The 13,063-nt window shown below is 37.7% G+C and carries 11 protein-coding genes; 6 read left to right on the forward strand and 5 right to left on the reverse strand.

Annotated elements, in window-relative coordinates:
- The first annotated feature begins 59 nt into the window (after positions 1-59).
- From ACQ334_RS23990 to ACQ334_RS24005, 4 genes are read left to right on the forward strand one after another with little or no spacing between them, the layout of a single operon-like run.
- Positions 60-2,159, forward strand: a complete 2,100-nt coding sequence (locus ACQ334_RS23990; RefSeq protein WP_430990832.1) for a ComEC/Rec2 family competence protein — start codon at positions 60-62, stop codon at positions 2,157-2,159.
- A gap of 12 nt (positions 2,160-2,171) precedes the next feature.
- Positions 2,172-3,677, forward strand: coding sequence for a bifunctional phosphoribosylaminoimidazolecarboxamide formyltransferase/IMP cyclohydrolase (gene purH / locus ACQ334_RS23995; protein WP_430990833.1), 1,506 nt, complete (start codon positions 2,172-2,174; stop codon positions 3,675-3,677).
- Positions 3,678-3,709: 32 nt separating this feature from the next.
- Entirely contained in the window at positions 3,710-4,618 is a 909-nt protein-coding gene (locus ACQ334_RS24000) for a DMT family transporter (RefSeq protein WP_430990834.1), read from the forward strand.
- A gap of 48 nt (positions 4,619-4,666) precedes the next feature.
- Complete coding sequence (locus ACQ334_RS24005) at positions 4,667-5,353, forward strand: lycopene cyclase domain-containing protein (protein ID WP_430990835.1); 687 nt, start codon at positions 4,667-4,669, stop codon at positions 5,351-5,353.
- Positions 5,354-5,404: 51 nt separating this feature from the next.
- Here ACQ334_RS24005 and pgl read toward each other — a convergent pair whose 3' ends face one another.
- Genes pgl through gndA form a run of 3 tightly spaced genes read right to left on the reverse strand, consistent with a single transcriptional unit; the run spans position 5,405 to position 9,075 of the window.
- The gene (gene pgl, locus ACQ334_RS24010; protein WP_430990836.1) at positions 5,405-6,130 is read right to left on the reverse strand and encodes a 6-phosphogluconolactonase; all 726 of its coding nucleotides are present in this window, start codon (positions 6,128-6,130) and stop codon (positions 5,405-5,407) included.
- A gap of 13 nt (positions 6,131-6,143) precedes the next feature.
- A complete protein-coding gene (gene zwf / locus ACQ334_RS24015) occupies positions 6,144-7,649 on the reverse strand; it encodes a glucose-6-phosphate dehydrogenase (RefSeq protein ID WP_430990837.1) in 1,506 nt (501 codons plus the stop codon).
- Positions 7,650-7,671: 22 nt separating this feature from the next.
- On the reverse strand, positions 7,672-9,075 hold the full coding sequence (gene gndA / locus ACQ334_RS24020) for an NADP-dependent phosphogluconate dehydrogenase (RefSeq protein ID WP_430990838.1): 1,404 nt from the start codon (positions 9,073-9,075) through the stop codon (positions 7,672-7,674).
- A 235-nt stretch (positions 9,076-9,310) separates the two neighbouring features.
- Here gndA and ACQ334_RS24025 point away from each other — a divergent pair, with 235 nt between their 5' ends.
- Positions 9,311-10,267 carry a DUF72 domain-containing protein gene (locus ACQ334_RS24025; protein ID WP_430990839.1) on the forward strand — a complete coding sequence of 319 codons (957 nt, stop codon included), beginning with the start codon at positions 9,311-9,313 and terminating at the stop codon, positions 10,265-10,267.
- Here the strand turns inward: ACQ334_RS24025 and ACQ334_RS24030 are convergent.
- The gene (locus tag ACQ334_RS24030; protein ID WP_430990840.1) at positions 10,264-11,547 is read right to left on the reverse strand and encodes a Y-family DNA polymerase; all 1,284 of its coding nucleotides are present in this window, start codon (positions 11,545-11,547) and stop codon (positions 10,264-10,266) included. The genes ACQ334_RS24025 and ACQ334_RS24030 overlap by 4 nt on opposite strands.
- A gap of 166 nt (positions 11,548-11,713) precedes the next feature.
- A complete protein-coding gene (locus tag ACQ334_RS24035) occupies positions 11,714-12,148 on the reverse strand; it encodes a LexA family protein (protein ID WP_430990841.1) in 435 nt (144 codons plus the stop codon).
- Between the two features lie 157 nt (positions 12,149-12,305).
- Between ACQ334_RS24035 and ACQ334_RS24040 the strand changes: the two genes are divergently transcribed.
- On the forward strand, positions 12,306-12,920 hold the full coding sequence (locus tag ACQ334_RS24040) for a 2'-5' RNA ligase family protein (RefSeq protein ID WP_430990842.1): 615 nt from the start codon (positions 12,306-12,308) through the stop codon (positions 12,918-12,920).
- Positions 12,921-13,063: the final 143 nt, after the last annotated feature.

Raw genomic sequence — 13,063 nt, forward strand, 5'->3', positions numbered from 1 at the left:
GTGAAAATTTTAAGTAATTAATTTTTTTGCTTACTTCCTTTATTTTTCTATCTTAGGGTATGCCCCAACCCTTCAGCATACCCGTTTATAAAACCGCTCCATTCATCCGCCTGCTACTCCCATTTATTGCAGGCATTATTTTACAGTGGTATATTCAAATTGATTTTCCCATAATTGTAACAGCGATCATTGGTTTTGGTATTGCTACTAAGTTGTTTTATTTTTTGCCATTAGCAGTAAGATTTAAGTTGCAGGCAGTACAAGGTGTGCTGATCAATTTATTACTACTCAGTTTTGGATTAGTAGTTACCTGGCAAAAAGATATCCGCCATAGTAATAACTGGTATGGCAATTATTATAAAGATTCCAATTATATTATTGTACAAATTGCAGAGCCGCTTATTGAAAAAGCAAAGTCTTATAAAGCTGATGCTTTTGTAGAAACAGTAATGAATAATGATACTGCCGTAAACTGTAAAGGAAAACTGTTATTGTATTTTGCTAAAGACAGTGCAACGCAACAACTGCATTATGGTGATAGGATACTGCTCAATAAAAATTTACAAGCCATAAAAAATTCCGGTAACCCCGGGGCCTTCAATTATGAACGTTATGCTGCATTTCAGCAAACCTTTCACAATGTATTTTTAAAAGAGAAAGATTGGGTGTTGTTACCGGAGAAAAAAATAAATGGCTTTAAACAATTTATCTTTTCTGCAAGAGAAAATATTTTAAATAATCTCCGTAAAAATATTAATACCGGTAAAGATGAACTGGGTATTGCAGAAGCCCTGCTGATTGGTTATACAAACGATTTGGATAAAGATTTGGTACAGGCTTACAGTAACACCGGCGTGGTGCATATCATTGCCATATCCGGTATGCATCTGGGATTGATCTATGTAATGCTGGTATGGTTGTTTGCAAGAATTCCTTTGGTAAAAAGATCAAAACTGGTGCAGGTAATTTTAATATTAAGTTGCCTGTGGTTATTTTCCTTGCTCACCGGAGCTTCAGCTTCTGTGTTACGCTCAGCAGTAATGTTTACTTTTATTACTATTGGCAATAACCTGGCAAAAAAATCTTCTATTTATAATTCATTGGCGGCATCGGCTTTTGTGATGCTTTGTTACAATCCGTATTTTTTGTGGGATGTCGGTTTTCAGTTGTCGTATTTAGCAGTGGTGGGCATTATTGTTTTTCAAAAAACCATTTATAATTTGTTGTACATAAAAAATAAATGGATTGATACTATATGGAAGCTGATGGCTATTTCACTGGCGGCACAAATACTTACCTTCCCAATCTGCATTTATTATTTTCACCAGTTTCCTAATTTATTTCTGATCACTAATATTATTGCGGTACCATTGTCCAGTATTATTCTTTATGCAGAAATATTTTTAGTAGCTTTTTCATGGCTACCATTTATTGGAGTATATGCTGGTAAAATAACGGGCTGGCTGGTTTGGCTGATGAATAAAATTATCCTTACAGTTAATGATATTTCATTTGCCGTATGGGATAAAATTCCGGCAACCATTCTTTCTACCTGGTTATTGTATGCCGTTGTAATCGGACTGGGTGCATGGCTGATGAAAAAAAATAAAACGGTATTTAAATTTTCATTATCGGCACTCCTGTTTTTTGTAATGGTGCATGCTTATGGCAAATGGCAGATCAAAAATCAGGAGAAGCTGATTGTGTACAATGTGCCGCAGCACCAGGCAATTGATTGGGTACAGGCAAATGATTATACTTTCACCGGAGACAGTGCTTTACTGGAAGATGGGATGTTGCAAAATTTTCACCTTAAACCAGGACGCATTGCTTTGCAACTGAATCACAGAACAGATACTATCCAAACCCTTTTCAGCAATCCTCCATTTTACGAATTCGGCAATAAAAGGGTTTTAATAATAGATAAGCCTATGGTTTTTGAGCCTATCCCACAAAAAATAAATGTTGACATCATCATCATTTCTAAAAGCCCGAAACTCTATATTCCGAAATTGGCGGCGGTTTTCAACTGTAAGCAGTACGTGGCCGACGCTTCTAACAGTTTGTGGAAAATTGGCAAATGGAAAAAAGATTGCGAACAACTACATTTGCACCTCCATTCAGTTCCCGAAAAAGGAGCTTTTATTGTAGACTTGTAATCAGATTTCAACATGCAAAAAAAAATCAGCGCTGCGTTAATCTCCGTTTTTTATAAAGATGGATTAGAAAATATTGTTACTGAACTCCATAATCTGGGAGTGACTATTTACAGCACCGGAGGTACCCAAAAATTTATCGAAGATTTAAAAGTGCCTTGTGTACCTGTTGAGTCATTAACCAGCTATCCTTCCATTTTAGGCGGCCGTGTTAAAACATTGCATCCATCTGTTTTTGGCGGTATTTTAGGAAAGCGTGATGATGCTCAACATGTTTCGGAAATGAAACAATACAATATTCCTGAGATCGATTTAGTGATCGTGGATCTGTACCCTTTTGAAGAAACAGTAGCTTCAACAACAGATGAAACTTTAATTATAGAGAAGATTGATATCGGCGGCCCGAGTATGATTCGTGGTGCAGCCAAAAACCATAAAGATGTGGTGGTAGTTGCTGCAAAAAAAGATTATCATTTGTTGGAACAGATATTAAAAGAACAAAAAGGCGAAACTACTTTAGAGCAACGCCGCATGTTTGCCATCAAGGCATTTGATGTTTGTACAGGTTATGATCTTGCTATCTCTAATTATTTTAATCATACAGATTTTATCAATCCATTTAATAAAACAAAAACGGTGTTGCGTTACGGAGAAAACCCTCATCAGCAGGGTATTTTCTACGGCAACCAGGAAGAAATATTTGACAAGCTGCACGGCAAGGAATTATCGTATAATAACCTGGTAGATGTGGATGCTGCGGTGCAAATTATTTCCGAATTTACGGATACTACTTTTGCTATTATTAAACACACCAATGTGTGCGGCGTGGCACAAAGGCCAACCGTGAAAGATGCATGGGACGTGGCTTTGGCTGGTGATCCTGAAAGTGCTTTTGGTGGGGTATTGGTTTGTAATGCAGAAATTGATAAAGCTACTGCTGTAGCCATCAATGAAATATTTTTTGAAGTATTAATAGCACCTTCATTTGAAGGCGAAGCATTGGATATTTTAAAAACTAAAAAGAATCGTATTCTTTTAATACAGAAAAAAGGGTTGGACGCAACGCACCAGTATAAATCAGTATTGAATGGTTTATTAACTCAACAAAATGATGTGGGTAATTATACCGAATGGAAAGAAGTAGGTGGTGTGGAAACTACTGCTGCTGAAAAAGAAGACCTCATCTTTGCTAACATTATTTGTAAACATTTAAAAAGCAACTCCATTGCTTTGGTAAAAGGCAAACAATTAATAGGTAAAGGTTGCGGACAAACATCACGTATTGATTCATTGCGTCAATCCATAGAAAAAGCAAAGCAATTTAATTTTGACCTGAACGGTGCTGTGTTGGCAAGCGATGCTTTTTTTCCATTTGATGATTGTGTAAAGATTGCACATGCAGCTGGTATCACTTCTTTTATTCAACCAGGAGGTTCTATACGTGATAATGATTCTATAGAATTTTGCAAGCAACATCATTTAGCTATGGTGATAACGGGCTTGAGACATTTTAAACATTAATTCCTTCTAACTCCAGTAGTAGGAGAAAACGAATGCTATCATCTAAAACATCACGGCAAAAAGCACTGCTTGCTTTAGCGTGGGTATGTTTTTTCTGGGGCACTACATGGCTGGCTTCCAAAGAGGGTGTACAGCATATGCCGGCAATTCAATTGTGTGCTATACGGCAATTATTGGGCGGTTCCGTTTACCTGATTTATTTTATTCTTACTAAACATCCGTGGCCTAAGGGCAAACAATGGGGTACCATTTTAATATTGAGTGTTTTAAATTTTATGCTGAGCAACGGGCTTAGCACATGGGGTGTGCAATATATTTCCAGTGGCCTGGGTGCTATCATTGGTGCTATTTTTCCATTATGGTTAGTGTTGATTGCATTGTTTGGAGGCGACAGGTTACCACAAAAAGCTATACTGGGAATGGTACTGGGTTTTGGAGGCGTATGTATCATTTTTTACGATCACCTGAAAGATTTTTTAAATGCAGATTTTACTAAAGGGATTATTCTGTCTGTGATAGCAACGATATCATGGGCATTTGGTTCTTTATATACCAAAAAACATGCGGCAAATTTTAACCCCTATTTTAGTTTAGGATTACAGATGCTGATTTCCAGCATCGCATTGTTCAGTGTGTCTTATACAACCGGTAATACGGTTAGTGTTGCTGCAATTCCTGCTAATGCATGGTGGGCAATATTGTATTTAGTGGTTATCGGCTCTGTGCTTACATTTATAGCTTACATTTATAGCCTGCAGCGGTTGCCCACTTCGCTGGCTTCTTTGTACGCCTACATTAATCCTATGGTTGCTGTTTTATTAGGCGCATTAATTTTTCATGAAAAATTGAATATGTACATTGCTGTTGGCGGAGCCGTTACAATTACCGGCGTATACCTGGTAAATGATACCTTTAGAAAAAAAACTCAGCCGCCATTATAAACTTTTAAAGCGTTACTTTGTTTTATTAAAGCAACGACAATACATTAATTGAATCCCCACTATACATATTTTTTAATTTTAACAGCATCTCTTGCAGGGCCGTTGCTGCTGAGCTTTGATAAAAAAGTAGCTTTTTATAAAAACTGGAAATATCTTTTTCCGGCGATGTTGTTACCGGCATCATTGTATATAGTCTGGGATTTTTATTTTACCGGCAAAGGCGTTTGGCATTTCAACGAAAATTATATCATAGGAATAAAAATTTATAATCTTCCAATAGAAGAAGTACTGTTCTTTTTTATTGTACCCTATTGCTGTGTGTTTATTTATGAATGCATCCGAACCTATTTTCCTAAAATAAAAGATAAGGCAACGGCAGATGTAATTCTGATGGTACTGGCGTTAATTTTATGGGTAACTGGTATTATCTGTTACCATAAATACTACACCAGCTGGACATTTATTTTTAACGCTGCATTTATTGCTATCATTTATGCATTCAAAAAATATTTTAAAACATTTGATGCAGCCTTATTCCTAGTTTCTTACTGCGTAATGTTAATTCCGTTTTTAATTGTCAATGGATTTTTAACAGCCATTCCTGTTGTGCTGTATAATAATGCAGAAAATCTAGGGTTAAGGATCTATACTATCCCTTTTGAAGATACTTTTTATGGCATGCTATTGATACTGATGACGATCGTTATCTATGAAAATCTAAAGAGTAAAGACTGAAACACGAACTGTCCGGATAAAATTGTATTTCATTACTGTTAATTTATGCAATTAGTGGCCAATCTTTGCCGCTTCATCTAAAAACCAAAATGTATTCTCTTTTGCTTTAACCATTGCAGCCGGTAATGTAGCGCCGGGTTTAGAAAATATTTTTTTTAGAATAGCTGCTTTACTTGCACCACTTACCAAGAAGGCAATGTTTTTTGCATGGTTAATGAACGGCATAGTAAAACTGATACGGTCCATGTTTTTCTCCACCACCCAGATATTTTTTATCCAATTTTTTTTATCCGTAAGTAAAGGGCTACCAGGAAATATTGAAGCAGTATGGCCTTCTTCCCCAATGCCTAAAAGCACCAGGTCGAAAGGATGTTTGTTGCTGATGTATTTTTTTAGGGCCGTCTCGTATTGTGAAGCAGATTGTGCAGGAGTAACTTTTACGGTTGGTACAATCAGAATATTTTTTTTAGGAATTCCTACGTGTTTTAGTAAAGCTTCATTAGCCATTTTATAATTGCTCTCATCACTCGTTGGCGCAACAAAACGTTCGTCACCAAATGCAATAATTACTTTTTTCCAGGGTATATTATTTTTATAAGGCGCTTGTGCCAGCAACTCAAATAATAATTTTGGTGTACCGCCACCGGATAGCGCAATGGTGAAATACCCTTTTTGTTGTATGGCTTTATTACTTTCTGTTACAATAAGATTTGCAACAGCATGACTCAATGCTACTGCATCGGGCCACACTGTTTTTATAGTTGTTGCTATTGGCATTGTATTAAATTTATCAACTTTTTTTTGTTGCTGGTAACACTACCCAGTTTTTTGCGTAAGGTTTTAGTAAGCTGGTGGCTGCAGTTGGCCCCCATGTTCCGGCTGCATATTTCAACAATTGTTTTTTAGGATTCTTTTTCCAGGCATTGATGATCGGCATTACTACTTTCCATGCTGCTTCAACCTGGTCGCTACGCATAAATAAAGTAGCATCACCATCTAATACATCCAGTAATAAAGTTTCATAAGCTTCAGGCGTTGCTTCAGTGTAAGACTCTTTATAAGTAAAATCCATTTCCACCGGTTTCAGTTTCATTTGTACACCGGGCACTTTACTTTCAAATAATAAGCTGATTTCCTGCTCTGGCTGGATGCTGATTAAAAGACGATTAGGTACCGTATCATCTTTAAAAATTTTATAGGGAGAATCTTTAAACTGGATCATAATTACAGATGCCTGCTTAGGTAAACACTTTCCTGTGGCTAAAAAAAACGGAACGCCTTTCCATCTTTCATTATTGATAAAAAATTTACCGGCGATAAAAGTTTCGGTAGTGGAACTTGGGGTAATATTTTCTTCCTGTAAATAACCTTGTTGGGGTTGTTCATTAATAGTTCCGCTGGTGTATTGTGCCCGTACAATATTTTTAAATACTTCGGCTTCGGTATAAGGTTTTATTTTTTTCAGTACGGCTGCTTTTGCATTGCGGATACTGGCTTCATCATATTTACCGGGGCATTCCATTGCCACTACACAAAGCAATTGCAGCAAATGATTTTGTATCATATCTCTTAAAGCACCACTGCCATCATAATAACCGCCACGTTTACCTATACTAACCTGTTCAGAAAGTGATATCTCCACATGGTCAATATATTTATTATTCCAGACAGGAGAGAATATGGTGTTGGCAAAACGGAAAGCCATGATGTTTTGCACCGTTTCTTTTCCTAAATAATGATCAATGCGGAAGATCTGTTTTTCCGAAAAACGTTTTTGTAAAAAAGTATTTAATTTTTGTGCTGTAGCAAGGTCAGTACCAAAAGGTTTTTCAACAACGATCCTGTCCAGCTTAACCTGGTTGCAGATCTTATTTTTATACAAACCTTCGGCAGAAGGTTCAATAAACTGTGGCGCAATAGCTAAATAAAAAGTGCGCAGGCACCGCTGTTTATTTTTTTTATCGAAAGCGTCTAAATGTTCTTTCAATGTAACAAAAGTGCTGTTGTCTAAAAAATTGCCCTGTTGGTAAAAAATATTACTGCTGAAAATTTTCCAGTTATTATCATCAGGCGTTCCATTACGGGAAAATGCAGCAATGCCATCAAAAAGGTCTTTTTTAAATTGCTCGTTCTTATCTTCATTACGGCCCAGTAGTAAAATGGTAAATTTTTCAGGCAGATGTTTACTTAAAAAAAGATTGTAGAATGCAGGGATAAGTTTTCGCTTGGTTAAATCGCCGGTGCCACCAAAGATAACTATTGCTGCAGGGTGTTTAATGCTATTGTGTTTTGCCATTGTATAATAAATGTTTTAAAAATTAATTCCAGTTAGTATGAAAATTTCCTTCTTTGTCAATCCGCTCGTAAGTATGTGCACCAAAAAAATCTCTTTGTGCCTGTATCAAATTAGAACCTGATCTTCCGGTGCTGAACATATCAAAATAATTAAGGCTGCTGCTTAGTACCGGCATGCCAATTTTATTATCCATCCCTGTTTTTAATGCGGTTACTAATGCATTTCTTTTTTCTTCCAAAAGAGCATAAAATGTTTTGTTGAGTAAGAGGTTTTTTAGAGTTGCATTATTCACATAAGCTTTACGGATATCATTCAGCATAACAGACCGGATGATGCAACCACCTTTCCATATACGTGCTACTTCAGCCATGTTAATCTCATATTTATAAGTATCAGAAGCCGTTTGTAACAAATGCAATCCCTGTATATAACTTACCGCCATGCCAAAATATAATGCATCATGCAAAACCTGTATGAGTTGTTCTTTATCTATAGCAGTAATTACTGTTGTCGGAGTAAAGCCATCAATTATTTCTCTTTCTTTTTTATAGGCAGACAGGTCTCTTGCGGCAACCGCTTCATCAATAGCAGGTGTTGGTATATGCAATTCCAATGCACTTTCACTGGTCCACATACCGGTTCCTTTTTGTGCAGCCCTGTCTAAAATTACATCCACTAATCTTTTAGTAGCATCTACATCATCGGGTTGTAAAAATACTTTGGCAGTAATCTCTACTAAAAAAGATTGTAAGGCACCATCATTCCAGTTGGTAAATACCTGGTGCAGCTGATCATTATCGCAGCCACCAACATTTTTTAAAATGGCATACACCTCACTTATCAGTTGCATGATGGCATATTCAATACCATTATGCACCATTTTTGTGTAATGGCCTGCGCTGCCATTGCCTACAAAAGTTACACAAGGGCCTTCATCTGTTTGCGCCGCTATCTTTTCTAAAATATTTTTTAATTCTGCATAACCATCTTTGTTACCACCCGGCATCATGCTCGGGCCAAGCCTTGCGCCATCTTCGCCACCGCTTACACCCATGCCGGTAAAGTGGATGCCGGTATCCTGCAGCCGTGCAATCCTTGCATCGGTATCGGTGAAATGAGAATTACCGCCGTCAATTAAAATATCACCAGCTTGTAAAAACGGTTTTATCTCATCAATTACTGCATCTACAATTTTTCCTGCAGGCACCAGCATCATAATGCGGCGTGGTGTTTCCAGGCTTTCTACAAATGCCTGCATAGTTGCAGCAGTCTGTACCGGCTTATCTTTCCCTTCTTCTAATAAACGTTTTTGTTGATCGGTGTTGCGGTCGTACCCACAAACTGCAATACCATGGTCGGCCATGTTGAGTACGAGGTTGCGGCCCATCGTTCCCAAACCTATCATTCCAAATTGTGCTTTTTGCATGCTTATTATTTTACTCAATTTAAAAATACTATAATTGTTATGAAGTTACTTTAATGTTAAGAGACTATCTAATTCACTACGTGAATTTTTGGTTTGCCACAGATTGCACAGATTAACACAGATGAATACAAGTTTTGCCTGCGGCAAAAAACTATTGCCATCCAAATGCATCAGGACACAGATTAACACAGAAAAACACATCCCCTAAAATAATCCGTGTAAATCTGTGTAATCCGTGGCAACCATTGTTGTAGATTTACAAAAAGATATTTTTATGGAATTTGGAAGGGTGCCCGAGCAGGAGCTGGAGAGCATTGATTTTTCTTTACCTAAAGAACCTGCGTTTAATAAAACCATATTAAATGGCAAAAGAGTTAAAGCCCCGAAAGTGTACCTGGGCTGCGCCAAATGGGGCAGGGAAGAATGGATCGGAAAAATTTATCCGCCTAAGACAAAAGAGAAAGATTTTCTGCAACATTATGTACAACATTACAACAGCATTGAATTAAATGCTACACATTATAAAGTGTATGGTGATGCCGGCATTCGTAAATGGACGGAGAAAGCGAAGGGCAGGGATTTCAAATTTTGTCCTAAAATGTACCAGGGCATAACACATCGTGGCAGTTTAAATGGCAAGCAATTTATTACGAATGAATTTTTCCGTGGCATTGTAGCTTTCGAAGAATTTCTCGGCCCCATCTTTATTCAGGTAAGTGACACTTTTTCTCCTAAAAGAAAAGATGAACTGTTTGATTATTTAAAAACCTTACCAACCGATCTGCAATTTTTTTTAGAAGTACGTCATCCTGACTGGTTTAAAAAAGATGATATTCGTGAAGAGATGTTTACCAGGTTGAAAGAAATGAACATGGGTGCAGTGATCACAGATACTGCGGGCAGAAGAGATTGTGCACACATGCATGTAACCATTCCTAAAGTATTCATTCGTTATGTAGGTAACAGTTTGCATCCATCTGATTATACACGATGTGATGCATGGATTGAAAGAATGAAATACTGGGTGGATAAGGGTATGGAAGAAGTGTATTTTTTCATGCATATGCATGATGAAGCCACATCGCCGGAGCTGACGGTTTATTTGGTAGATAAGATGAATGCGGCAATGGGGTTGAATTTGAATAAGCCAGGCTTTTTAGATGGTGATGATCCGCAAGGTGTTTTATTTTAGTGAACCACAAACAATTCTTCCCATCTTGATGTATATCGTGGACTTCTTAATTCCTGGCGCATCTTCCAGTCTCTTGTAGTGCCTGATGCAGCAAATTTGAGCATGTCATCTCTCATAGCAAAGTTTACATTATCCACCATACTCATCAATAAACGATTGGCGTTTTTTGTTTCCGGTAAAAATAAATTGCCTTGTATGGTTTCATCCGGAACAAGTCCGCTGAGCATTACACCTGCTTTTTTATAAATTCTTCCCTGTTCGTATAGTTGGTCAACTAATTTTACTGCAGGTTTTATCAATTCATTGGTAGCAGAAGTAGCCACAGGCAATGTTGTGTAGGAACTAATAGTAGCACCACGATTGAAAGTGGCATTATGGTTTTGTTCTTTTGCCACTACAAATACACTGATGGTATTGGCAGCGCTTTGCTGCCGGCGTAATTTTTCGGCAGCTTTGGAAGTATACGTTGCAACGGCTTCTTTAATATCACCGATATTTCTAACCGGGCTGCCAAACATTCTTGTGGTAGCAATCATTTTCTTTACCACTAATTCATCTTTCATTTCATTGGCAGGTTCACCTTTTAATTCTTTTATTAAACGAATACCAACCACACCACCTAAATTTTTATGTGCCCACTCTTCTGTTTTTTTTGTAAGATCGAATGCGGTGAATACAGCATTCATGTCCATTAATTTTTCTGCATATTGACGGCCCACGCCCCATACTTCGCCAATGGGAGTATCCTGCAATGCTTTGTCAATTTTTTCTTTGGTATCCAGTACTACCACACAGTCTGTTGCTATTTTATTTTTTTTAGCTAAATGATTGGCCACTTTAGATAACACTTTGGTAGGTGCCACACCAACAGAAACTTTTATGCCGGTCCATTGTTCTACAGTTTCCCGGATGTTCATCGCCACCTGTTGCAGGTCTTTTTCATTAAACTCCTCTAAATTTAAAAAAGCTTCATCAACAGAATATACTTCCACATTTTCTTTGCCTAACATAATGCGTAGGGTTTCCATTACCCGCCAGCTTAAATCGCCATACAAATTATAATTAGAGGAAAATGTTGTTACTCCATATTTTTCTATCAATGGTTTGGCTTTAAAATAAGGTCCAGCCATTTCCACACCTAATTGTTTGGCTTCATCGCTCCGGGAAATAATACAGCCATCGTTGTTGCTGAGTACAACAACGGGTTTATTATCCAGGTGTGGCCGGAATAATCTTTCGCAACTGCAATAAAAACTGTTACAATCTACAATGGCTTTCATGTGTGAAGGGCTAAAGCCCGTTGATGTTTTGTTTTATTATCCCGGGCTAAAGCCTAGGGCAAGTTATGTTACAGTTTGATTAGTAGAGATATTCAATTTATCAGGAGGTTTCATCACTTGCCTGTCCTTTATCACTTGTCCTGCCCTTCATGACTTACCCTGGACTTCAGCCCAGGGTACGAATAACACAAACCACCACACCCCAAATTTTAAAATCCATAAACTCACTCACATCAATCGGTGATAGTTTTGGTGTTTCAGGAATCAGGCGTAGGCTGTTGATATTTTTTTCATAACGCCGTATCAGCATATCGCCATCAATAACGGCAATTACAATTTTGCCATTAACGGGTTTAATACTCCGGTCTACAATTACAATATCACCATCAAAAATGCCGGCGTTGATCATACTGTTACCACTCACTTTCATAAAAAAGGTAGCCGGTTTATTGCGGATCAGTTGTTCATTCAGGTCGATGCCACGTTCCATATAATCGTCTGCCGCAGCGCCAAAGCCGGTGGCATTTGCTGTAGCTACATTGTGCTGGGTAAAACGTTTAGAACCGTTGTAGCTGCTGCCAAAAAATTTCTCTACTTCCATAAATAATTATTTTTAATCCTTGCCGTAGTCCTGCGCTTGTCGAAGGGCAGGAGAGGGGAAGGGGTGAGATAAAATATATTTTGATTGTCTAAATTATTTAGTAAATTTATGCTAAAATAATTAGCTAACAAATTTAGTAACCAAAATATTTAATAACATGAAAGATTTAACCAATACCATTCCCGGCTACCGGGTGTACGAGTACCTGCTCGTATTAAATCCACATGAAGAATTACGGAATAAGATTATGGCAGTTAAAAAGGAGTTTTACGAAAAGTACCAGGCTGAAACGGCCCGTTGGGGCAAGCCGCACATAACCCTGGTAAATTTTGTACAGTACGAAATGATGGAAGACAGGATTGTCAACCATTTAAAAACTATTGCGATGGGTTTTCAACCGGTAAAAATTGAGTTGAAGGATTATGGCAGTTTCCCCAGCCATACCATTTACATCAATATCACCAGTAAAGTGCCGGTGCAGCGTTTGGTAAAACAAATACGTACCGAAACACAACGCCTGATGAAATTGAACGATGACAATAAACCACATTTTATTATAGAACCACACCTGACCATTGCCAGGAAATTATTACCCTGGCAATATGAAAAAGGCTGGCTGGAGTATAGTCACCGGCATTTTACCGGCAGGTTTATTGCTGATGCGATGCTCTTATTAAAACGCCCCGTGGGAGAATTAAAATATGAAATAGCAAAGCGTTTTGAGTTTGAGAATTTACCGGTAAATACAAAACAAGGAGAGCTGTTTATGTAAATGCAAAAATGCCCCGCAGAACTTGCAGATTAAATACATTGTTTTCTTTTCTGCGAATCTCTGCGATTTCTGCGGGCAAATTGATCCGTGCAAAAAATAATTCGTGCAATCTGCCTGCCAACAAGCAGATTCATCTCAATTCA

The sequence above is a fragment of the Ferruginibacter sp. SUN106 genome, from assembly GCF_050611765.1.
GTDB lineage: Bacteria > Bacteroidota > Bacteroidia > Chitinophagales > Chitinophagaceae > Ferruginibacter.

Excerpts from the sequence above, each read along its gene's own strand:
- ACQ334_RS23990 (WP_430990832.1), top strand. The coding sequence starts at position 60 with ATGCCCCAACCCTTCAGCATACCCGTTTATAAAACCGCTCCATTCATC.
- purH (WP_430990833.1), top strand. The coding sequence starts at position 2,172 with ATGCAAAAAAAAATCAGCGCTGCGTTAATCTCCGTTTTTTATAAAGAT.
- ACQ334_RS24000 (WP_430990834.1), top strand. The coding sequence starts at position 3,710 with ATGCTATCATCTAAAACATCACGGCAAAAAGCACTGCTTGCTTTAGCG.
- pgl (WP_430990836.1), bottom strand. The coding sequence starts at position 6,130 with ATGCCAATAGCAACAACTATAAAAACAGTGTGGCCCGATGCAGTAGCA.
- zwf (WP_430990837.1), bottom strand. The coding sequence starts at position 7,649 with ATGGCAAAACACAATAGCATTAAACACCCTGCAGCAATAGTTATCTTT.
- gndA (WP_430990838.1), bottom strand. The coding sequence starts at position 9,075 with ATGCAAAAAGCACAATTTGGAATGATAGGTTTGGGAACGATGGGCCGC.
- ACQ334_RS24030 (WP_430990840.1), bottom strand. The coding sequence starts at position 11,547 with ATGAAAGCCATTGTAGATTGTAACAGTTTTTATTGCAGTTGCGAAAGA.
- ACQ334_RS24035 (WP_430990841.1), bottom strand. The coding sequence starts at position 12,148 with ATGGAAGTAGAGAAATTTTTTGGCAGCAGCTACAACGGTTCTAAACGT.
- ACQ334_RS24040 (WP_430990842.1), top strand. The coding sequence starts at position 12,306 with ATGAAAGATTTAACCAATACCATTCCCGGCTACCGGGTGTACGAGTAC.